The 21,224-nt window shown below is 69.3% G+C and carries 19 protein-coding genes and 2 pseudogenes; 13 read left to right on the top strand and 8 right to left on the bottom strand.

All coding sequences use genetic code 11. The annotated features are described in order from the left end of the window. Positions 1-124: 124 nt before the first annotated feature. The gene (locus tag OG430_RS02490; RefSeq protein ID WP_327350695.1) at positions 125-1,369 is read left to right on the top strand and encodes a lipase family protein; all 1,245 of its coding nucleotides are present in this window, start codon (positions 125-127) and stop codon (positions 1,367-1,369) included. A gap of 189 nt (positions 1,370-1,558) precedes the next feature. Here the strand turns inward: OG430_RS02490 and OG430_RS02485 are convergent, their stop codons facing one another. After that, positions 1,559-2,257, bottom strand: a complete 699-nt coding sequence (locus OG430_RS02485; RefSeq protein ID WP_327350694.1) for an alpha/beta fold hydrolase — start codon at positions 2,255-2,257, stop codon at positions 1,559-1,561. Positions 2,258-2,372: 115 nt separating this feature from the next. On the opposite strand from OG430_RS02485, the gene OG430_RS02480 reads away from it, so the two are divergent. From OG430_RS02480 to OG430_RS02460, 5 genes and pseudogenes are all read left to right on the top strand, one after another. Further along, positions 2,373-3,107 carry an FAD:protein FMN transferase gene (locus OG430_RS02480; RefSeq protein WP_327350693.1) on the top strand — a complete coding sequence of 245 codons (735 nt, stop codon included), beginning with the start codon at positions 2,373-2,375 and terminating at the stop codon, positions 3,105-3,107. Between the two features lie 200 nt (positions 3,108-3,307). Further along, positions 3,308-3,994, top strand: coding sequence for a TetR/AcrR family transcriptional regulator (locus OG430_RS02475; RefSeq protein ID WP_327350692.1), 687 nt, complete (start codon positions 3,308-3,310; stop codon positions 3,992-3,994). A 297-nt stretch (positions 3,995-4,291) separates the two neighbouring features. Further along, positions 4,292-5,827 (top strand): MDR family MFS transporter, encoded by a 1,536-nt coding sequence (locus OG430_RS02470; protein WP_327350691.1) that lies wholly within the window; start codon positions 4,292-4,294, stop codon positions 5,825-5,827. Positions 5,828-5,924: 97 nt separating this feature from the next. Next, positions 5,925-6,812, top strand: a pseudogene (locus OG430_RS02465) (FAD-dependent oxidoreductase); the annotation flags it as partial. A gap of 278 nt (positions 6,813-7,090) precedes the next feature. Next, complete coding sequence (locus OG430_RS02460) at positions 7,091-8,767, top strand: discoidin domain-containing protein (protein WP_327350690.1); 1,677 nt, start codon at positions 7,091-7,093, stop codon at positions 8,765-8,767. A 71-nt stretch (positions 8,768-8,838) separates the two neighbouring features. On the opposite strand, the gene OG430_RS02455 is transcribed toward OG430_RS02460, so the two are convergent. Further along, positions 8,839-9,723 carry a LysR family transcriptional regulator gene (locus OG430_RS02455; protein WP_327350689.1) on the bottom strand — a complete coding sequence of 295 codons (885 nt, stop codon included), beginning with the start codon at positions 9,721-9,723 and terminating at the stop codon, positions 8,839-8,841. A gap of 291 nt (positions 9,724-10,014) precedes the next feature. Between OG430_RS02455 and OG430_RS02450 the strand changes: the two are divergent. Next, a pseudogene (locus OG430_RS02450) lies at positions 10,015-11,147 on the top strand (M20 family metallopeptidase). Positions 11,148-11,201: 54 nt separating this feature from the next. After that, positions 11,202-11,696, top strand: coding sequence for a hypothetical protein (locus OG430_RS02445; RefSeq protein WP_327350688.1), 495 nt, complete (start codon positions 11,202-11,204; stop codon positions 11,694-11,696). A 178-nt stretch (positions 11,697-11,874) separates the two neighbouring features. Here the strand turns inward: OG430_RS02445 and OG430_RS02440 are convergent, their stop codons facing one another. From OG430_RS02440 to OG430_RS02425, 4 genes are all read right to left on the bottom strand, one after another. After that, positions 11,875-12,996: a serine hydrolase domain-containing protein gene (locus OG430_RS02440; RefSeq protein ID WP_327350687.1), complete on the bottom strand. Its 1,122-nt coding sequence runs from the start codon at positions 12,994-12,996 to the stop codon at positions 11,875-11,877. A 151-nt stretch (positions 12,997-13,147) separates the two neighbouring features. Then, positions 13,148-14,233, bottom strand: coding sequence for a hypothetical protein (locus OG430_RS02435; RefSeq protein ID WP_327350686.1), 1,086 nt, complete (start codon positions 14,231-14,233; stop codon positions 13,148-13,150). Between the two features lie 176 nt (positions 14,234-14,409). Next, complete coding sequence (locus tag OG430_RS02430; protein WP_327350685.1) at positions 14,410-15,045, bottom strand: HAD family hydrolase; 636 nt, start codon at positions 15,043-15,045, stop codon at positions 14,410-14,412. 7 nt (positions 15,046-15,052) lie between these two features. Next, on the bottom strand, positions 15,053-15,808 hold the full coding sequence (locus OG430_RS02425) for a DeoR/GlpR family DNA-binding transcription regulator (protein ID WP_442816683.1): 756 nt from the start codon (positions 15,806-15,808) through the stop codon (positions 15,053-15,055). A gap of 81 nt (positions 15,809-15,889) precedes the next feature. Here OG430_RS02425 and OG430_RS02420 point away from each other — a divergent pair, with 81 nt between their 5' ends. From OG430_RS02420 to OG430_RS02410, 3 genes are all read left to right on the top strand, one after another. Then, the gene (locus OG430_RS02420) at positions 15,890-17,077 is read left to right on the top strand and encodes an MFS transporter (protein WP_327350683.1); all 1,188 of its coding nucleotides are present in this window, start codon (positions 15,890-15,892) and stop codon (positions 17,075-17,077) included. Continuing rightward, on the top strand, positions 17,074-17,247 hold the full coding sequence (locus tag OG430_RS02415; protein ID WP_327350682.1) for a hypothetical protein: 174 nt from the start codon (positions 17,074-17,076) through the stop codon (positions 17,245-17,247). The genes OG430_RS02420 and OG430_RS02415 overlap by 4 nt, the downstream gene beginning before the upstream one ends. A gap of 93 nt (positions 17,248-17,340) precedes the next feature. Continuing rightward, complete coding sequence (locus OG430_RS02410; RefSeq protein WP_327350681.1) at positions 17,341-17,769, top strand: ester cyclase; 429 nt, start codon at positions 17,341-17,343, stop codon at positions 17,767-17,769. 53 nt (positions 17,770-17,822) lie between these two features. Here the strand turns inward: OG430_RS02410 and OG430_RS02405 are convergent, their stop codons facing one another. Continuing rightward, positions 17,823-18,416 (bottom strand): flavodoxin family protein, encoded by a 594-nt coding sequence (locus OG430_RS02405; RefSeq protein WP_327350680.1) that lies wholly within the window; start codon positions 18,414-18,416, stop codon positions 17,823-17,825. Then, positions 18,413-19,294: an alpha/beta fold hydrolase gene (locus tag OG430_RS02400; protein WP_327350679.1), complete on the bottom strand. Its 882-nt coding sequence runs from the start codon at positions 19,292-19,294 to the stop codon at positions 18,413-18,415. The genes OG430_RS02405 and OG430_RS02400 overlap by 4 nt, the downstream gene beginning before the upstream one ends. Before the next feature lie 234 nt (positions 19,295-19,528). Between OG430_RS02400 and OG430_RS02395 the strand changes: the two genes are divergently transcribed. Beyond that, positions 19,529-20,446 (top strand): LysR family transcriptional regulator, encoded by a 918-nt coding sequence (locus tag OG430_RS02395; RefSeq protein WP_327350678.1) that lies wholly within the window; start codon positions 19,529-19,531, stop codon positions 20,444-20,446. Between the two features lie 106 nt (positions 20,447-20,552). After that, positions 20,553-21,215, top strand: a complete 663-nt coding sequence (locus tag OG430_RS02390) for a GOLPH3/VPS74 family protein (RefSeq protein WP_327350677.1) — start codon at positions 20,553-20,555, stop codon at positions 21,213-21,215. Positions 21,216-21,224: the final 9 nt, after the last annotated feature.

The raw sequence follows: 21,224 nt of genomic DNA, 5'->3' as shown, positions 1-21,224 counted from the left end.
GGTGAGGGCGCTTGGGGCCTCGGAGTCGACGGATGCGGACTGCGGCACGCCTATGGCCGTATTACTGACGGGTCAGTACGGTGCTGCCAACTCCTCATGGTTGTCGGAGATTTGGGAGAGCCGCATGACACCAGCGTTACGCAGACGACCGATTGCCGCGGGTGCAGTTCTCGCGGTTGCCGTACTCGGGCTACCGGGATCCGCCGCCGCGCAGGCCACCGGAAACGCCACCGCCACCGCGAATCAGCCGCAGAGCAAGCACCACGGCCCCGGAAAATGGAAGCCGGGCAAGAAGACCGCCCCGGGCCAGATCCTCAGATCAAAGCCCTCTTCGTTCCAGTACACGCCGGGGCAGCCCACCCCCACCAAGGCCTGGAAGATCACTTACCGTTCGACCTCCGCCAACGGGCGCCCCAACGCCGTCTCCGGCACCGTGATAGTCCCCGACGACGGCAGGACCACCGCCCGGCCCCTGATCACGTACGCCGTCGGAACCGTCGGCCTGGGCGACAAGTGCGCGCCGTCCGCCGGATTCCCGGGTGGGACAACGGCAGAGGCGCCGCTCGTCAATGCCGCGTTGGTACGGGGCTACGCCGTCGTCGTCACGGACTACGAAGGTCTCGGCACACCGGGCGACCACACCTACATGGTCGCCAAGGCGCAGGGCAGCGCCGTGCTCGACGCGGCCCGCGCGGCCCAACGCCACCCGGGGGCCGCGAAGTACGGAGTGAGCGCGAAGGCACCCGTCGGCATCATGGGCTACTCGCAAGGCGGCGGCGCCAGCGCGAAGGCCGCGGAAATGGCCGGGACGTACGCCCCCGAACTGAACCTCAAGGGCACGGCGAGCGGCGGTGTGCCCGCCGATCTAGCCGCGGTCGCCAAGTCGCTCGAGGGCGGGGACAGTGCCGGCTATCTGCTGATGTCCGCCGTCGGGCAGAACGCCGCCAACCCGGCCCTCAAGCTCCGCTCCTATCTCAACAAGGAGGGCCGCAGGCTCGCCCAGGTCGTCCGCAGCGAGTGCATCGGTACGGTTCTGGAGGCAGGGCGCGGCAAGAAGATCGAGGACGTGACGACGTCCAATCCGCTGGATCGGCCGGACTGGCAGCGGGCCATAGCCAAGCAGCTGATCGGGACCAAGCGGCCGTCGGCGCCGGTGTACCTGTACCACGGCGACGCGGACGAGACGATCCCCTACACGGTCGGGCAGAAGCTGCGCGCCGACTGGTGCGCCAAGGGACTCTCCGTGGAGTGGAAGTCGTTCGCCGGTCAGTCCCATGTGGGAACAGCGATTCAGGGCAACGGCCCGGCGCTCGAGTGGCTCGGCCAGCGGTTCGCCGACCAGCCGACCACGGGCAACTGCGGCACCTGAGCCACGTGCCCGCTTCTGGGAACCTTGGGAACCTGCGGGGCGGGTTGCCCAGAAGCGGGCGACGGCACTGGCCGATCACGCCTCGCCCCGCGGCACGTGCTGAACTCTGCGACGGGCGAACGCAGCGCGGGCAGTGACGAGGCGAGGGCCTGCCCGGACGCACGCGCGCCCGGGCAGGTTCGGGCAGTCTCAGGAGCCGTCGCTCGTGCTCTCGGCGGCCTGGGCGATCACGGTGGCCACGACGGCAGGACGGGAGACGTAGACGGCGTGGCTTCCGGGGGTTTCGGTGACGGTCGCGCCGGTCCGCTCGGACATGGCCCGCTGGGCGGGCGGCGGGATCATCCGGTCGTCGGTGGCGACCAGGTACCAGGAGGGCTTGGTCCGCCAGGCCGGTTCGGAGACCGTGCCGTCCAGCGCGTCGACGCCCCACGGGACCTGGGCGTCGGCCATGAACGCGGCCTGCGCCGCAGGCACGTCGGCGGCGAACGATTCCGCGAACTTGTCCCGGTCCAGGAACAGGAAGCCGCCCTGGGGCGGCAGGATCGGCGGAACCGGTGCTCCGGGCGGCGGGTCGGCGATCAGGGAGCTGACCGACTCGCCCTTGTCGGGGGCGAACGCGGCGATGTAGGCGAGTGCGGCGACATTCGGGTGGTTGCCGGCTTCGGTGATGACGACGCCGCCGTAGGAATGGCCGACCAGAACGGCCGGGCCGTCGAGGCCGTCGAGGACCTGATGGGTGGCTGCGACGTCACCGGCCAGCGACAGGGTCGGGTTCTGTACGACGGCCACCCGGTAGCCGTCAGCGGTGAGTTGCTCGTGGACGCCCTGCCAGCCCGATCCGTCCACGAAGCCGCCGTGTACGAGCACGATGTTCCTGATTGCCGTCATGATCACTCCTGACGTGGAGGGACGGACTGCGCGCCCGTCTCGTGCAGGCAAGTCAAGTCGGCTTGAGGCGACCGGACCATGCAGAACAGCACGCAGAAGTTCTACGCACATCGGCTTGGGCCCTCAGGAGGCTCAGGGTGAGCCCGTCGTCAGATCGTGGCAGCGGCGGTGTGCCGCGGCCCCGGACGCCCCGGAGGCGGCCGCGGACGCGGTGTTCGGCTGGCTGCGCGAGGTCGACGAGCGGTTCAGCCCGTTCAAGGCCGACAGCGAGGTGTCCCGCCTCGACCGGGGCGAGCTGGATCCACACGAACTCACCCCGGATCTGGTCGAGGTCCTCGACCTGTGCGAGGTCTGCCGGATCGCGACGCACGGTGTCTTTCAGGTGCGGCTGCCGGGCAGCGGCCTCGATCCCTGCGCAATGGTGAAGGGCTGGTCGGTGCAGCGGGCCGCGGACCTGCTGGCGGCGCGAGGGCCGGCGAACTTCTGCCTCAACGCCGGCGGCCACGTGGTCTCTGCGGGCGGCCCCTGGCGAGTCGGCGTGCGCCATCCCGAACAGGCCGACCGGCTGTGCACGGTCCTGGAGATCACCGACGGCGCGGTGGCGACGTCCGCACGGTACGAACGCGGGGACCACCTAGTCGACGGACGCACCGGCCGCCCGGCGACCGGCCTGCTGAGCATGACTGTCGTGGCCCCGACGCTGACCGGGGCGGACGCGGCGGCGACGGCGGCGTTCGCGATGGGCACGGAGGGCGTCGAGTGGGCCGCCGCGCGGGAGGGTTGCGAGGTGTTCGCGGTCGACACCGAGCACCGGGCCTGCCGAAGCCCAGGACTGCCCGTCGCTGCTTGATGACCGGTCGAGGTGCGCCGTGTGGCCTGCGGTGAGCGTGCCGCTGTGCCGGGGCGCGGTCCGGGTTCAGCGGTTGGTGTTGGCCGGCAGTCCGGCCGGGCAGTTTCGCCGTGGCCTCGGTGAGGGCAGGACGTTCGCTCCACAGGAACGCCGTGAAGCCGGAACCATGTGGCACCGAACATGTTCGGTAGGCTCGTGTCATGACCTCCCGCCCTCAGCCCGTGAGCCGTCGTGAACGTCCGGCCAAGCCGGCGCTGACCCGTGACGGGATCATCGCGACTGCGGTCCGCGTCATGCGTGCCGAGGGGCTGCAGCGGGTGACGATGCGACGGCTGGCCCAGGAGCTCGATACGGGTCCGGCCTCGCTGTACGTCTACGTTGCCAACACCGCCGAACTGCACGCAGCGATCCTCGACGAACTGCTGGGCGAGGTCGACCTGAGGCCCGCCGCTGCGGACGGGGACTGGCGGGAGCGGATCGCTGCCGTACTGGCCTCGTACAGTCATCTGCTCTTCCAGCACCCGAGCCTCGCTCAGTCGGCGGTGGTCGCCCGGCCTTCAGGTCCCAACTACCTGAATCTGCTGGAGGCGCTGCTGACCTTGCTCGGTCAGGGCGGCGTGCCGGACGACCAGGCGGCGTGGGGTGTGGACGTCCTGCTCCAGGTCGCCACAGCCAGCGCGGCCGAGCATGCAGGCCGAGACGACTCGTCCGACTCCGCGCAGGAGTCGAACGCAGCCGCCGCGGTGGCCAACGCACCCTCGGCAAAGGTGCCCCATGTCGCCGCGATGGCTGCCGAGCTGCTGTCGGGGACGCCGCAGGAACGCCAGATGTGGCGGACCCGCATGCTCCTCAACGGCATCCTGCATACGCCACGCGCCACTTCCTGACGGATGCCGGCACGGCGGCCTTGGCCCGTACAGCCCTGGCCCGTACAGCCCTGGCCCGTACAGCCCTGGCCGTGAGCCGTCTCGTGGTCGGCGCATTCTGCCGTCGCCGGGCCGCCGCCGACCCCCTGCTGCTCGCCGGCCTGCTCAAGAACCGCGGCTTCACCTCCGGTGTCCCTGACGCTTCGCCGAGCACCTCGCATCGCATCGATTGCTGCCCGTCGATCTGCGTAGAACGTGTTCGTGACGAACATGTTCGTTATGGTGGAGTCATCCCCACTCCTGAACGAGGTGATCGCCATGTCCGCTTCCATCGCACCGGCGGCCGACACCACGCCGGTCGTCCCGAAGAACATCCGCTGGGTCCTGTTCGGCATCCTGCTGGCGATGCTGCTGTCCATGCTGGACGGCCTCATCGTCGGCACCGCGATGCCCACGGTTGTCGCGGACATCGGCGGGATCGACCACATGTCCTGGGTGGTCACCGCCTACACGCTGACCACTGCCTGTTCCACTCCGGTGTGGGGCAAGCTCGGCGATCTGTTCAACCGCAAGCACATGTTCCTGGGCTCGATCGTGGTGTTCATGATCGGCTCGGTGCTGTCCGGCCAGGCCTCCTCGATGGGCGAGCTGATCGCCTTCCGGGCTCTGCAGGGCATAGGTGCCGGCGGCCTGATGGCGGGCGCGTTCGCCCTGATCGGTGTGCTGCTGCCGCCCCGCGAGCGCGGCAAGTACCAGGGCATGGTGGCGATCATTCAAGCCGTCGGCAGCATCGGCGGCCCGCTGGTGGGCGGGTTCATCACCGGCCACCTGGGCTGGCGTTGGGCCTTCTACGTCAACGTACCCATCGGCCTGATCTGCCTGGTGTGGTGCGGGATGCTGCTGCACGTGCCGGCCGCCCGCCGTGGCAAGGTCGTCATCGACTGGCTCGGCATCACCCTCATGACCGCGATGATCAGCACCGTGGTGCTGGCCGCGACCTGGGCGGGCAGCACGTACGCCTGGGGATCCTGGCAGATTCTGAGCCTTGCCGCTGCCGCCGTGGTGCTGCTCGTGGCCTTCATCGCCTCGCAGCGTCGGGCCGCCGAACCGCTGCTGCCGCCGCGGATCTTCACCGGGCACCGCAACTTCCCGATCTCCGCCGTGCTGCTCACTGTTGCCGGTGTGGCCATGTTCGGCGGCACGCTGTACCTGCCGTTGTACCAGCAGACCGTGCAGGGCGCGTCAGCCTCCAACTCCGGCTTGTTGCTGCTGCCGATGATGGCGGGAACCGTGGTCGCCTCGATGACTGCGGGCAAGGTGATGGCGAAGACCGGCAAGTACAAGATGTTTCCCGTCGTGGGTGCCGCCTCGCTCGCCGTCGGCATGGGTCTGCTGTCCACCATGGACGTCACCACGTCCCGCTTCACGACCAGTGCCTACATGGTCCTGGTCGGTATCGGAACCGGCTTCACCATCCAAATGGCCAACACCATCGCCCAGAACGCCGTCGAGCTGCGCGACATGGGCGCCGCGTCCGCGGCCACCAGCCTTTTCCGCAGCCTGGGCGGCTCCCTCGGTGTCGCCGTCTTCGGCTCCCTGTTCACCCGCGCCATCCAGGGGCATGAGGGGAGTGCTCCGGCCGAGGGCGGGGGTGCGGCCACACCCGGCATGTCCCAGTCGGCCAAGGACGCCTATCTCCAGGCCGCCTCCCACGGCACCCAGCAGATCTTCCTGGTCGGCGCACTCTGCGCCGCGGCCGCCTTCGTCGCCGCGCTGTACATCAAGGAAGTCCCCCTGCGCGGCAAGCCGGGCAGCGCACCGCGGCCCAAGGCTGAACCGGCCAAGCAGGCCTGACCAGCGGGCGACGGTCCACGTCTTCCACCGCACCGATTCCCGGCACGCACGCTGCCGGGACCCGACGCCGGCTCATCCCGACGCACCAGGAGCCACCATGAACACCCATCACCCCATCGCCATCGTCGGCGCCGGACTCGGCGGCCTGACCCTGGCCCGCGTCCTGCACATCAACGGCATCGAAGCCACCGTCTTCGACCTGGAGGCGGACCGGCACGCCCGGACCCAGGGCGGCATGCTCGACATCCACGAACACAACGGCCAACCGGCCCTGCGCGCCGCCGGTCTCTACGACGGCTTCCGTTCCCTGGTCCATTCCGGCGGCGAGGCCACCCGCGTACTCGACAAGTACGCCACCGTGCACTGGGAAGAGGCCGACGACGGCACCGGAGGCCGTCCCGAGGTCGACCGCGGCCAACTGCGTGATCTCCTGCTCGACTCGCTGCCCGAGTCCACCGTCCGCTGGAGTCACAAGGTCACGGCCGCACGGCCACTGGGTGACGGCCGGCACGAGGTCACCTTCGCGGACGGCAGCATCCACACCACTGACCTGCTCGTGGGCGCCGACGGAGCCTGGTCCCGCATCCGTCCGCTCGTCTCGGATGCCTGGCCCGCCTACACCGGCATCTCCTTCATCGAAGCCAACCTCCTCGATGCTGCGACGCGTCATCCCGACAGCCTGGCCGTCGTCGGAGGTGGTGCGCTCTTCGCGCTCGCCGAGGGCAAGGGCTTCTTCGCGCATCACCAGACCGACGGCAGCCTGCACATCTACGCCGCCCTGCGGGCGGCAGCGGACTGGCTCGACAGCATCGACTTCACCGACACCGAAGCAGCGGCGGCGGCGGTGCTCACCGAGTTCGACGGCTGGGCCGACAGCCTCAAGACGCTGCTCAGCGCATCGGACACCAGCCTCACGCCGCGGAGGATCAACGCCCTGCCCATCGGCCACCGTTGGGACCGCGTCGCGGGCGTGACCCTGCTCGGCCTCCGGCCGCGGGGCGGGGATCGACGACTGGCTCCGGATCAATCGCTGCACGGCGTGCACACCTCCTGGGGCGCGGGCACTGTCGCCCGACGCGCCGCATCGTGCGACAGAGCGACGTGGTTCAGGAACCCCCATGTGGAGAGGTGCTGGGAGGTAGGGGCCAGCTGTGTGCCGTTTTTGAGCTTCCCAGTCGATATTTTTCGCTCCACTCACTTGAAACATTCGTCGCGGACTCGCAAAGTTGTCATGCACCCGACCCTGCTGAAGGTGAGGACCCCATGCCCCTGTCGAGGCGCTCCGTCATCAGGTCCGTACTCGCCGGCGGCGCGGTCGCCGCCGCGGGTCTGCCCATGGCGGGCCGTGCGGTGGCCGCGTCTGCGCCCGGGGACGTCGTCGGGAAGATCACCGTCGGCTACCAGGGATGGTTCGCCTGCCAGGGCGACGCAGCGCCGATCGACGGCTGGTGGCACTGGAGCGGCAACTGGGGCCAGCCGCCCTCCCCGTCGAACAACGCCATCCGCAGCTGGCCCGACATGCGCGACTACGACCACGGCTATCCGACGGCGTACGCGAATCTGGGCAACGGCTCGCCCGCGACCCTCTTCTCCTCGTACGACCAGCAGGCGGTCGACACCCACTTCAAGTGGCTGCAGGACAACGCCATCGACACCGCCGCACTCCAGCGCTTCAACCCCAACAGCTCCGAGGGCCCGACCCGCGACGCCATGGCCGCCAAGGTGCGCAGCGCGGCCGAGAGCCACGGCCGGAAGTTCTACATCATGTACGACGCCACCGGCTGGGCGAACATGCGCACCGAGCTGCCGGCCGACTGGACGAACAAGATGCGCGCCCACACCGTGTCCTCCGCCTACGCCGTCCAGAACGGCAAGCCCGTCGTCGGCATCTGGGGCTTCGGCTTCAACGAACCCGACAAGACCTGGCCGGCCGCCGACTGCCTTGAGGTCGTCAACTGGTTCAAATCCCAGGGCTGTTACGTGATGGGCGGCGTACCCACCCACTGGCGCACCGGCACGGAGGACTCCCGCGTCGGCTACCTCGACGTCTACCACGCGTTCGACATGCTCTCGCCGTGGATGGTGGGCCGGATCGGCAACATCGCGGACACCGACCGCTTCTACGCCAACGTCAACACCCCCGACCAGGCCGAGTGCAACGGCCACGGCATCGACTACCAGCCGTGCGTGCTGCCGGGCGACGTCCAGTCGCGCCAGCGCGTCCACGGCGACTTCATGTGGCGGCAGTTCTACAACATGGTCCGCGTAGGCGCGCAGGGCATCTACATCTCCATGTTCGACGAGTACAACGAGGGCAACCAGATCGCAAAGACGGCGGAGAGCACGGCCTACGTCCCCACGAATTCTGGCTTCCTCGGCCTGGACGAGGACGGCACCGCCTGCTCCGCGGACTACTACCTGCGGCTCACCGGCGATGGCAGCCGGATGCTGAAGGGCCAACTGCCGCTCACCGACAAGCGTCCGACGCTCCCGATGCCCGACGGGGGCAACCCCCAGCCGGGCGACCTCGCCCTGCACAAGCCGGCGACCGCCTCCGGGCACACCCAGGGCTATGCGCCGGGCAACGTGGTGGACGGTGACGCCAGAACGTACTGGGAGAGCGTGAACAACGCCTTCCCGCAGTGGTTGCAGGTCGACCTCGGCGCCGCGTCGCCGATCCGCCGCCTCGTACTGTCCCTGCCGCCCGACCCGGCCTGGGCCACGCGCACCCAGACCCTGGCGGTGCTCGGCAGCACGAACGGCAGCGACTTCACCACACTGCTCGCGTCCGCCGGCCACACCTTCGACCCGGCGAAGGGCAACACCGTGACACTGTCCCTGCCGGCCCCCACCGCCCGCTACTTGCGGCTGCAGTTCACCGCCAACACCGGCTGGCCCGCAGGCCAGCTGTCCACCTTGGAGGTCCACTCCGACGCGTGACATCGGCCCTCGATGCCGGCGGCGAAAGGGCTTTGCCGCGAGGCAGGCCGCAGCAGCCTGCCTCCCTTGGTTCAGTCGACGGCGTCGTGCAGCAGATCCCGCAGTATCAGTGCCGCGGGCAACGGGGCTGCGGGCAGCGCCACATGGACGGTCCGGCGCAGGGCCGGGTCGGTGAGGCGGCACAGGACGAGTTCGTCGGGGACCGCCCGGGCGGCCAGCGAGGGAACCAGCGCCACCCCCAGTCCGGCGGCCACGTAGCCGAACTTCCCGGTCCACTCCGCGATCCGGATGATCTTCCTGGGGGTGAAGCCCGCACGTGCGCAGGCATCGGCGAGCATCGTGGGACGTTCGCCGAACGCGCTGTGCAGCCATGCCTCGTCGTGCAGTTCACACAGGTCGACCGTTGAGGCTCCGGCCAGGCGGTGCGCGCGCGGGAGAGCCACGAACAGTTCGTCCTCGCACAGCACGGTCGTCGTGACACCGTCGGGCGACGGCAGACCGGACGGGTAGTCACTGACGACAGCAAGGTCCAGCGCCCCGTCCGCGAGACGCTCCATCAGCGTGGCGGTCGGACCCTCGACCGCGATGACCTCGACATCCGGCCTGGCGTGCTGGAGCGCCCGCAGAGCGGTGGGCACCAGCGAGATGTTGGCGGTGGCGAAGGCTCCTGTGTGCAGCAGTCCGCCGCTCCCCGCGTGCAGCACGGCCAACTCCCGCTCCGCCCGCGCCAGCCGGTCGAGCACGTCCATGGCGTGCCGGTGCAGCGTATGGCCGGCGGGATTGAGCCGTACACCCCGCGGGAGCCGCGCGAACAACGGTCCGCCCGCCTGCTGTTCCAGCGCGGCGATCCGCCGGGATACCGCGGATTGCGTGTAGTTGAGCCGGACCGCCGCCTTGGTGAACGATCCGGTCTCTGCCACGGCCACCAGCAGCCGAAGCGCGTCGACCTCGAACATGTCCCGCCCCCTTCACGATCCTCCGGGCATCGGCATCGGCATCGGCATCGGCCATCTTCCCACGACCCATTCTCCAGGTGCATGGGTCCCATGCAATCCAGTCGCTGGTGGAATGCCTTGGCCCGCCCTAACGTCGTTCACACGGCGAGGGCTTCGCAGGGAGAACGGCCCCGCCGCATCGCTGCTCCACGAAGCCCGAGGGGGAAATGTGCTGTCACCACGCGGAGCACGACAGGGAGTTGGCATGGGGCGGGACCGATGACCCGGGGGGCCCCTGTCCTACTGCCGGCGATGCTGGCCGATCTGGCGGAACTCGTGCGCTGCGAGTCCTTCTCGGCCGACCATGCGGCGGTGGCGCGAAGCGCCGAGGTGGTGGGCGCGCTCGGGAGCAGGCTGCTGGGGGCCCGGCCGGAGACGATGGTGATCGACGGTGTGACCCATCTGCGGTGGACGTTCGGCACTCCGCGGGTCTGGCTGATAGGACACCACGACACGGTGTGGCCCATGGGCTCGATCAAGAGCCACCCCTGGTCGGTGGCCGACGGGATCGCCCGCGGCCCCGGGGTCCTGGACATGAAGGCGGGCCTGGTGCAGATGTTCCATGCCCTGGCCTCGCTCCCGTCCCGGACGGGGTGGGCATCTTGGTCAACGGGGACGAGGAGGTCGGCTCGGCGACCTCCCGGGAACTGATCGAGGAATCCGTGCGAGGGTGCGCGGCCGCCTTTGTCCTGGAAGCGTCCGCGGACGCCGAGGGCGCGCTCAAGACCGCCCGCAAGGGCACCTCGCGGTACGAGGTCGTCCTGCATGGCAGGGCGGCGCACGCGGGTCAGGAACCGCAGAAGGGCATCAACGCCGCGATCGAGGCCGCCCACCAGGTGCTGTCCATCGCCGGTCTCGGCGCCGCGATGGGTGCCGTCGGCGGCACGGAATCCGTCCTGGGCTCCGCGACCGTCACGCCCACCCTGCTGTCGGCCGGCAGTGCACGCAACACGGTGCCCGCGCTGGCGCGGGTGTCGGTGGACGTGCGGGTGCCGACCTCGGCGGCGCAGGAGCGGATCGACGCCCTCATGCGGGGGCTCACGCCGCGGGTGCCCGGCATCCGGCTGGAGGTGCTGGGCGGCAGCCAACGGCCGCCCATGGAGCCGGAGTCATCCGCCCCACTGTTCGCCCTCGCCTCCCAACTCGCCGCGGAACTGGGCCAGGAACCGCTGCGGGGGATGGCCGTCGGCGGTGCCTCGGACGGCAACTACACCGCGGCTGCGGGCTGTCCGACGCTGGACGGCCTGGGCGCCGTGGGCGGTGGCGCCCACGCGAACACCGAGCACGTCAAGGTCGTACAGATGGTCCCCCGCACCCGTCTGCTCGCTCAACTCATCATGCGGACACGGCGCCGCCCCGACCGTGACCGGCGTGGTGCTGTGTGAAACGGCGGGGACTCCCTCTCCGCCCATTGAATGTTCCGGAGGAGACGATTCATCATGCGGCAGGGCATGGACGGCCTCGGCCTCGGCGCGAAGCTCGGCAGTTATCCCGTCGCGGGCGTGGCAGGCGGCCTGGCGCAGATGGCGCGGCGGGTCGGCTTGGTGCTGTACGTCGTCATCATCGTCTGCCTGGTGGCCATCACGCCCCCGGCGGCGTTCACCAAGGGCGCCGTCATGACAGCGGTGGTACTCGTCCTGTTCGGCCTCATGCTGGCATGGCGTCGTATGTCCGCCAGGTTCGGACTCAGGCGGTGCTACCTCTACACGGACGGCCTGGTCGTCACCAACTTGTTCGGCGGCGTGCAGGACGCGGTGGCGTGGAGCGAGGTGACCGAGCTCAACCGGCTCAGCGGCGCGTCGGTCTTCATGACCTTCCACCGAGTCGGGATCGCACGGCACGGACTCAGGCCCCTGGTGTTCCTGGCGCTGGGCGTGAAGCCTCCACTGGTGGACGCTCTGCTGAGCCAGCTGGTCAAGAACGGCATTCGCTGAGCGCCACCCTGCATTGGGTTGGTGTCGTCACCGATCAGATCGACAACTCCCACGACAGCGGTGTCGAGGCCGAGGACGGTGAGCGCGCGCTGGGTCGGACGCGCTGCCCGTGTGCATGGTCTCGGCCCGCGACGAGGTCGACGACCGGTCTCGCCATGGCCCGCCGGAACCCGCCCGGTCAGAACGCGGCCTGAGCGATCCGCATGACATAGGGCAGCTCCGGTGCCCGCCCCGTCGGATTGAGCGAGTAGACGAGCACGCGGCGCAGATCGCGGGTCGCGAAGACCCCGCCGGTGTAGCCGGAGTACGAGCCGGTCTTGCCCCAGACGACCGTGCCGTCCGGCAGCTCGGTCCGCTGGACGCCACCCAGCGTGAAGACGGCGCCGTTGACATGGGCGACTTCCGGGACGGTGAACAGCTGCTTCTGCTGGGCGCGCGGCAGCAGCCGGCCGGAGTACAGGGCCTTGATGAAGCGTTCCAGGTCCGGGGCGTTGGAGATCATTCCACCCTCAGCCCAGGGCCACGGATCGGCCTCGGACGTGTCCGTCAGCTCGTCCGAGCCCGGTCGCACCATCGCGGCCCGAGTGTGCGGCTGCGGCATCGAGCGGTCTCCCGCAGCGGGTACGAAGGTGTGCCGCAGCCCGAGCGGACGCAGGATGCGGCCGCGTACCTCGTCCCCGTACGTGTTGCCGGTGACCTTCTCGATGACCAGGCCGGCGATGAAGTAGTTGATGCCGTTGTACTGGCTGACGGTCCCCGGCTCCCACTGGCTGCCGCACGACAGTGCCGCGGCGACCACCTTCTCCGGCGCGCCCTCGACGGCACATTCGGGCTGGGGCAGACCGCTGGTGTGGCTGAGCAACTGGCCCATGGTGATGGGGCGGTAGCGTGCCGGGATCAGCCCCGGCGCGAGCTCCTGCACCGTGTCGTCCAGGGTGAAGCGTCCCTCCGCGACCAGCTGCAGAACCACGGTCGAGGTGAAGAGCTTGGTCATGCTGCCGATCCTGAAGTGCGCGTCCGCACGCGGTACGGACGGCCCGGCGATCTTGGTGAACCGTCCGTCGCGGCCGGTCAGCCGGATCAGCCCGCCGGACACGGTGCGGTCCGGCAACCCGGCGAGCGCGGCCAGCAGTGCGGGCCGGTCCAGGGGCTCATGAAGGTGCGCCGTCGAGGCCGCCTCCGTACGGTCCGGCCCCTGGGCCGCCACGGCCGGGCCCGACCCCGCGAGCACCGCGACGAGCGCCGCACCCGCTGCCGTGGTGAGAGCCCAACGAGCTTTGGAGTTACGTGAGTTCGTCATGGGCCGAGCGTGTCAGTGCAAGATCACCGCGCCTATCGGGAAGTTCCCCGAGGCACCCCTGATCCGATCCTCGGGGAATTCCCCGAGAACAACCCTTCGGTCAGCCATTTTCGGCCGCCGAAGGATTCACTGCCCAGTGAGGGGTGAGCGATCAGTAGAAGCGGCGGACGAAGACGTCCGACTTGCCGTTGGTGTCGCCGGGCACGATGTCGTCGGCCGCGGACTGGAAGACCACGTCGCGCCCATCGGCGCTGACCGCGTCGGTGCCGGCCGTGGCGGGCTGGTTCGAGACGATCTCGTCCGTGCCCGTCCGTAGGTCGCGCAGGATCAGCGACGGTCCGGTCGTGTCGTTCGGGGCGTAGAGCAGATAGCGGCCGGTGGGATCGATGGCCACGCCCCGTACGTTCGGCACCAGTTGGGCGCTCTCCGCGCGCTCGTCGAAGACGTATGTGTCGGAGCCCGAGAGGTACACGACCTTGCTGCCGTCCTTGCTGATCTGGACGACCGTCGCCGCCGTGGACGGACCCTCGATCGGACCGAAGGAGGTGTCGTCGGTCCGGTCCCACACGAAGACGTCCTCCGCCTTGCCGTCCTGGTAGGCGACGAAACGGCCGTCGCCGCTGATGGACGGCCGGGACGTGGCGGTGTGGCCGAACTCGGCGACGGTCTGCGTGGTGTCGGCCTGCCAGTCCCGAACCTCGATGAGCTGCCGGGTCGCCGGTCGCCCTGACGTGGCGACCTGGGCGAGGTAGCGGCCGTCCGCGCTCAGCGACGGCTGGCTGCAGCTGAGGCCCGAGCAGTTGATGCCGATCGTGCTTCCCGAGCTCACCTGGGACAGGAAGGACTTCGTGTCTCTGAACAACAGCCCATACAGGGCCACGTATTGCCCGTCACCGCTGATCACCGGGCGCTGGATCGGCGGGGTGAGGGTGCGCATGAGCGTGGTCTGGCTCGTCCGCCGGTCGCGGACGAAAACTCTCTGCGATGTCCCCGGGTTGTCGGGGGTGAGGTTCTGCGCCAACGACGAGAAGGCGATACGCCGGCCGTCGGTCGTGATCGTGCCGCCGGTGGAGTCGCCGTCGCCCTGGGTGCCGTCGCTCGCGACACTGATCCGCTCGACGCCGGCTCCACTGTCGCCCGCGACGCCCGCGACGGTCACGGGAGCGGCCGAGGCTGTTCCCGGCAGCACTGCCGTGACAGCGCAGACCACGACCGCCGCACTCAGGCCGGCCCGCACACGTCTGATGGCACGCCGGTTCGCCTGTCCCCTCATTTTTCCCCCTCAGTCAGAGCACGGTCTTTCCCCCGGCTCCCCACCGGAGGGCCACTAGCGTGCAACCGTGATGGTGCTGTGAGGTTAATGCGTCGCACGACATATCGAGGGGCTCGGTTTCGGTCATGTGAGAGGCGTGTTCAGCCCACGCCCAGAGCCGTCTTGAGGTCGTCGGCCGTCGTGAAGAGCCGGCCCTGCAGCCCGGCCGCACGGGCCGCCTCGATGTTCTCCGTACGATCGTCGATGAAAAGGATCTGCTCGGGTGCGGTGGCGAGCGCCTCGCATGCCCAGCGGTAGGCGCCCGGTTCCGGCTTGGCGTGGCCGATGCGGCAGGAGAACGCGCACACCTCGAAGTGCTTGAGCCAGGCGTGCTGCTGTTCGTAGCGGCAGGCCAGCTCCTCGGGGATGTTGGAGAGGAGCGCGATGCGGCGGCCGGATGCGGCCAACTGCTCGATGAGTGCCACCATTTCGTCGTCCACCGCACTCCAGCTGGCCAGATCGGCCTCGATGAGGTCGGCGATCCGTTCAGGGCGGAAGGTCGTGCCCAGAGCATCGGCCACGCGCTGCCAGTACGCGCTGCCGCCGACGTCCCCGCGATCGTACGGCTGACGGAGCGACCAGTACGCCGACCAGAACGGCTCCTCCGCCATCCCGGCTGTCTCTGCGAGCCGGACCTTTCCGGCTTCGGACTGAAGGCGGGCGATGACACCGAACATGTCGAAGAGCAGGACGGGTTCGGTGCTGATGCCGGGTTCGGTGGTGGGACTGTGCGTCATGGTGCGGTCAAGCCTTTCGTACGGTGACGCCCGCGGCGCTCAGGGCCTCGGTCGCGTCGGTGGGGGCTTTGTCGTCGGTGACCACGGCGTGCAGGGCGGTGGCCGGGATGACATGGGCGAGTGCGGTGCGGCTGAGCTTGGCGGCTTCGGCGACCGCGATCACGCGCCGGGACGAGGCGATCGCGGCGCGCTTGACGGCGGCGTCGGCCAGGTCGTACGCGGTGAGACCGTCTCCGGCGGTCAGTCCGCAGCAGCCGACGATCGCGGTGTCGAAACGCAGCGCGGCCAGGGATGCCTCGGTCAGCGGTCCGGTCAGGGCGAGTTCGCCGCGCCGGGGCTGGCCGCCGGGCAGCAGCAGCGTCAACTGAGGTGCGTCGGTCAGGACGTTGGCGGCATGCAGCGAAAGCGGCATCACGGTCAGCCGGCGGTTCACGAGCAGCCGGGCCACCTCCAGGCAGGTCGTCCCGCTGTCCAGGACGACCGACTCGCCGTCCGCAATCAGCGCGGCCACCTCGGCGGCAATCCGGCGTTTCACCTCGAGCCCTTCCTGCGCCCGCAGGGCGAAAGGCGGCTCTTCACCCCGTAGCAGCAGACTCCGGGCGCCACCGCGATAGCGCTCGAGGACGCCTTGCTCCGCGAGCGCCTCGAGGTCGCGCCGAATGGTCATCTCGGAGGCCCCGGTGAGCTCGGCGAGCTCGGCCACGCTGCTGCTGCCGCGCTCGCGCACGGCTTCGGTGATCTGCCTCAGGCGCTCTGCACTCATCCCACTCATGCCTCAATTGAACATCGAGCATGTTCGAAAGGCAACTTACGAACACAACATCTGTTTGATACGTTCGTTTGCATGCAACGAACCCTGCGACTCGGGCGGGGCGCGACCTTCGCCTACTTCGTCCTCAACGGCTTCCTCATGGGCATGTGGATCGTCCACATACCCGTCGTCGAACAGCGCACCGGCATCACCCACGCGACGCTCGGCTGGCTCCTGCTGCTCCTGGGCAGCGGAGCCTTCGTGGGGATGCGCCTTGCCGGTCCGCTCGCCGACCGGATCGGTCCGCGCAAGGCCGTCCCGCTGGGCGCCGCACTGTGCAGCGCCGCCCTGGTCCTGCCCGCACTCGCCACCGACGCCTGGACGCTGGGCGGCGCCCTGCTGGTCCTGGGACTGGGCAACGGAGTCCTGGATGTCAGCATGAACACCCATGCCGTGCAGGTCGAGCGCGGCTACGGGCGGCCGGTGATGTCGGCCTTCCACGCGGTGTTCTCGGTGGGCGGCGTACTCGCCGCGCTGGTGGGGGCGCTGACGCTGAGCGCCGACTGGAGTGCGGCCACGACCCTCGGGGCGACCGCCGTGACGGGTCTGGTGATCGCGGCTCTGGCGATACCGGGGCTGCTGCCGCACGAGCCCCCGACGCAGGCCACTGCGGCTGCGGAGGCACGGCGCGGCAAAACCCCGTCCCGTATCTGGATCCTCGCCGTACTCGCTTTCATGCTCATGCTCTGTGAGGGCGTCGCCAACGACTGGAGCGTGCTCCACCTCAAGACCGTCCTCGACGCCCCGGCAGCCACCGCCGCCTTCGCCTATGGCGCCTTCTCCACGGCCATGACGGTCGGCCGGCTGCTCACCGACCGGCTCGCCGGCCGCTTCGGTGCCACGGCGATCCTGCGCCATGGCTCCGCACTCGGCGCCGTCGGCCTGACCCTCGCGGCGCTCGCCCCCACCATCCCGCTGGCCCTGGTCGGCTGGACCGTCGCGGGCGCGGGCCTGTCCGGCTGCATCCCCCAACTGTTCAGTGCGGCAGGTCACTTCGACCCCACGGCCTCAGGCGTCAACGTCTCCCGCGTTGCGGGCCTCGGCTACCTCGGCATGCTCGCGGGCCCGGCAGTGATCGGTCCGCTGACTCATCTGATTCCGCTCAACCTGACGCTGCTGCTGCCGACCGCGTTCTGCGCGATCGCCGCGGTCGCGGCCGCGCGCATCCTCAAGCCCTCACCCTCAGCGGAACTGACCACCCTTGTAGGAGCCACTCGATGAACAGCATCGTCACCCTGGCTCGGCGCCTGCACACCATGGCTCGTACGGCGAGCGACGCCTTCTTCGCGGCAAGCCTGGCCCTGTCGCCGCGCGGCGCTCTTTGGTACGAGGACGACGGCGCGGCGGCAGTGCATGCGCGATGCCCTTGTGCCCGTGTGAGTCCGTTTTGACCTTGACGCAGCGGCAGGGTTTCTACTGGGAGCCATGCCGACGGGAGCGATCACCGCGCTCGTCGGGCGCCCCCTTTTGGAGAGGAATCCGAGATGGACACCACCACGGAAATGAACCAGGCCCTGCTGCGTACGGCGTACAAGCTGGTCGAAAGCGGCGACCTCGAAGCGGCAGCCGGGATGCTGACAGAAGACTTCATCGCCAACGTCCCCGGCGTACCCGACCCGCTGCTGGGCCGGGAGGTCTGGCGGCTGGGGACGCAGACCATGCTGGACGCCTTCCCCGACCTGAAGATCACGGTCCAGGACATGTTCGGCGTCGACGACAAGGTCGTGGTGCGGGTCCACTTCCGCGGCACGCATCGAGGTGACTTCCAGGGGATCGCGGCGACGGGCCGGGAGGTCAGCTACCGGAGCATCGAGATCTACCGCATCGAGGGCGACAAGATCGCCGAGGAGTGGGTCGCCCCGGACCTGATCAGCCTCTTTGGGCAGATCTCGCCCGCACCCGCCGGCCACTAGAAGGGCCTCGCCGCGTCCGGGGGACGGGACGCGGCGAGGGAGGGGAACGGGTATCAGACCAACGCGGGCACGGCAGCGGGGGAGTGCGCCGTGCGAGCCGCCTGTTCCGCGACCCGGCGGCCCAGATGTCGTGCGGTGGCCAGGTCGGCGGGGTGCGAAGCCTCCGGCCCCTCGTCCGTGTTGGACTGGGCGGCAGCGCCCAGCCACATCCCCAGCCGGTTGAGGTCGGACTCGGAGGCCCGGCTGGTGTTCCAGCCGGGCAGCAGGCCGAGGCTGACCCAGAGCATGCTGTGCTGCGCGGCGAACAGCGACAGGGTCTGGAGGGCGTGCAGTTTGTCGCCGGACTTGGCGCCCGAGTTGACGAAGCCCGCGGCGAGCTTGTCCGCCCACAGCTGGTTCTTCCAGCGGCCGCTGGTCTGTTCCATGAACGCCTTGAACTTGGCGGCGACATCGCCCAGATAGGTCGGGGAACCGAAGACGACGGCGTCCGCGGCGTCGAGCAGCAGCCATTGCTCGTCCGTGACGGAGTCGACGGCGACGAGGTGGACTTCGGTTTCGGGAACGGAGGCGGCGCCGTCCCGTACGGCCTCGGCGAATCGCGCGGTGTGGCCGAATCCGCTGAAGTAGGCGATAACGACTGAGGTCATGGTCTTTTCCCGTTCCGGTCGAGGAAGTCGGCGATGAGTGGGGCGATTTCGGGGAGCTTTTCCTCGAGGGCGAAGTGGCCGGTGTCGAAGAGGTGGATCTCGGCGGCCGGCAGGTCCTTGGCGTAGGCGTGGGCGCCGGCCTCGGGGAAGAACGCGTCACCGCGGCCCCAAAGGACCAGCGTCGGCGGCTGGTTCTCGCGCAGCCACTGCTGCCACTGGGGATACCGCTCGATATTGGTGTGGTAGTCCAGCGCGAGGTCGACCTGGATGTCCTTGCGTCCGGGCAGGTCGAGGAAGTGCTGGTCGAGTGTCCAGCCGTCCGGGGAGATCCCGGAGGGGTCCCCGGCGCCGCCCTCGTACTGGCCGCGCGTCACGGGCAGGACCAGGATCTCCCGTACCCGGTCGGCCGCGCCCTCGACACCGGGCCGGTTGTCCGCCAGCCCGCGGGCGAGTTCGCTGAGGCCCTCGTCGTACGCGTTGGAATTCTGAATCACCAGGCCGGCGAACCATTCGGGATGCCGGGCGGCGAGCCGGAGTCCGACCGGCCCGCCGTAATCGAAGAGGTAGGCCACGAACCGGTCAAGGCCGAGAGCGAGACAGAAACCTTCGACGGCATCAGTGATCCGCTCGAAGGAGTACGGGGACACGGAACGGTCGGGGTCGTCGCTGTGCCCGAACCCGGGATAGTCCGGGGCCACGAGCCGGAACCGGTCGCCGAGTGCGTCGATGAGCCGGCGGAACTGGTGGGAGGCGGACGGGAATCCGTGCAGCAGGAGCAGCACGGGAGCATCCGCGGGACCGGCTTCGCGATAGAAGACACGGGTGCCGCCGACGTCGACGAAGCGGTGTGCCACGTCGGGAGAAGAGGCCAAGGCCATGGGAATTCCCTGCATCTCAGGTGAATTTGTCTGCCCCAAGAATCGACTGCCCGCGAATCATGATCAACGCGAGATCGGACAACGCCCGTTGCCTGTGGGTCAACGATGCGAAGTCGTCGCCCCAGGCGACCTGTCCGGTACTTGAGAAGATCTTTGAGCCCCCGTCAACGGTGTGCCAGGATCATGAACCGAAGGGAACCGATCGGCATCGATCGGTTGAGGGTGGGGGCCCGCATGGAGCGTCAAGAAATCGAGATCTTTCTCGTCCTGGCCGAAGAACTGCACTTCGGCCGTACGGCGGAGCGTCTGTGCATCTCTACAGCGCTCGTCAGCAAGACCGTCAAGAAGATCGAACGCCAGCTGGACGTCACGCTGTTCGAGCGGACCAGCCGACGCGTCGTGCTCACCGACGTCGGCGGCAAGCTGCGCGACGACCTGCGTCCGCACCACCAGGGGATCCGGGAGGCGATGGACCGGGCGAGGCTGTCCCGGCACAGGATCACCGGCTCACTGACGGTCGGCTTCATGAGCACCCTGGCCGGCACGCTGGTCGCCCGGGGCCGCGAGCGGTTCATGGCCGACAACCCCGAGTGCTCGGTACGCGTGGTCGAGACGCAGGTCCACCACTTCGTGTCGCAGCTGAGGGACGGCAGCGCCGACGTCCTGCTCATGTCACTGCCGGTCGAAGAGCCCGACATCACCGTCGGCCCCGTGGTCAGCCGCCAGGACCGGGTCGTCGTGGTGTCGGCCAACCACCGCTTCGCGGGCCGGGAGTCGGTGGCGTTCGAGGAACTCGGGGACGAGGTCTTCCCCACGACCGCCTCGTCGTTCCCGCAGTACGCCGTCGACTTCCACTCTCCGCGCAACACGCCCAGCGGCCGCCGGATCAAGCGCTCGCAGGAGGTGTGCGCCACCTACGCGGAAGGCCTCGCGCTGGTCACCGCCGGCCGCAACATCATCCTGGGCGATACCCAGCTGATGGAGTTCTACCGCCGCCCCGACATCGCGTACGTACCCGTCCCCGACCTGCCGCCGCTGGACTTCGCCCTGCTCTGGCGCACCCGCGACGACGGGGACCCCCGTATTCGTACGTTCGTCGAAGCGACGGCGGCGGCCGGCGATGAGGCCGCCCCGTCCGGATCAGGCCGCTGACCAGGCGTGAAGTGAGCCGGACGGGATGCTGGAAGGGGAACCTCTGAGCCCCTGCGAGCGTCTGATCATGTGAAGTCGATCATTGGGCGTACACGGGGGAGTGGGTATGGCGATCACGCTGGCCGAGGAGATCATGTTGCTGTCCCTGGACGATGAGTCCGGGTCGGCGAAGCAGCGGCAGGCCGCCGGGTGGGCGGTGGCGGGAGCGATCCTGCTCGAACTGGTCCTGGCCGGGCGGGTGTCCGTCACCGACAAGCACCTTGAGCTGACGGACACGACGCCGACCGGGGACCAGCTGCTCGACGGCCGAACGGCACTGATCGAGACGTGGCTGCGCGGTCGCAAGCAGCGACGGGTGACCCAGTGGCTGACGAAGGATCAGGCCAAGGCCGTCGGCGCGGCGCTGGAGAGTCTGTGCAGGCGCGGCGTGGTCGTGGAGGAGAAGCACAAGGCACTCGGCGTGTTCCCGATACGCCGCTATCCCGAGGCCGACGGCACCATCGAGGCCGAGTTGCGGGAACGGCTCCGCGCCGTCGTCCTGGGCGGCGTCGAGCCGGACACCCGCACGGCGGGCCTCATCGCCCTCATCCACTCCGCCAAGCTGCACCGCCTGGCCTTTCCCGAGGGCCCGCGCAAGGAGGTCGCCGCGCGGATGGAGGAGGTGGCCGCCGGGCAATGGGCGGCCGAAAGCGTCCGCGCCGCCATCCGCGACATGCAGGCGGCGATCGTCGCCGTCACTGTGGTCACGGCTGCCACCGCCGGGAGTTAGACGGTGTGT

It is taken from the genome of Streptomyces sp. NBC_01304 (genome assembly GCF_035975855.1).
Taxonomy (GTDB): Bacteria; Actinomycetota; Actinomycetes; order Streptomycetales; family Streptomycetaceae; genus Streptomyces.
This window is presented reverse-complemented; position numbering and strand designations above follow the sequence as displayed.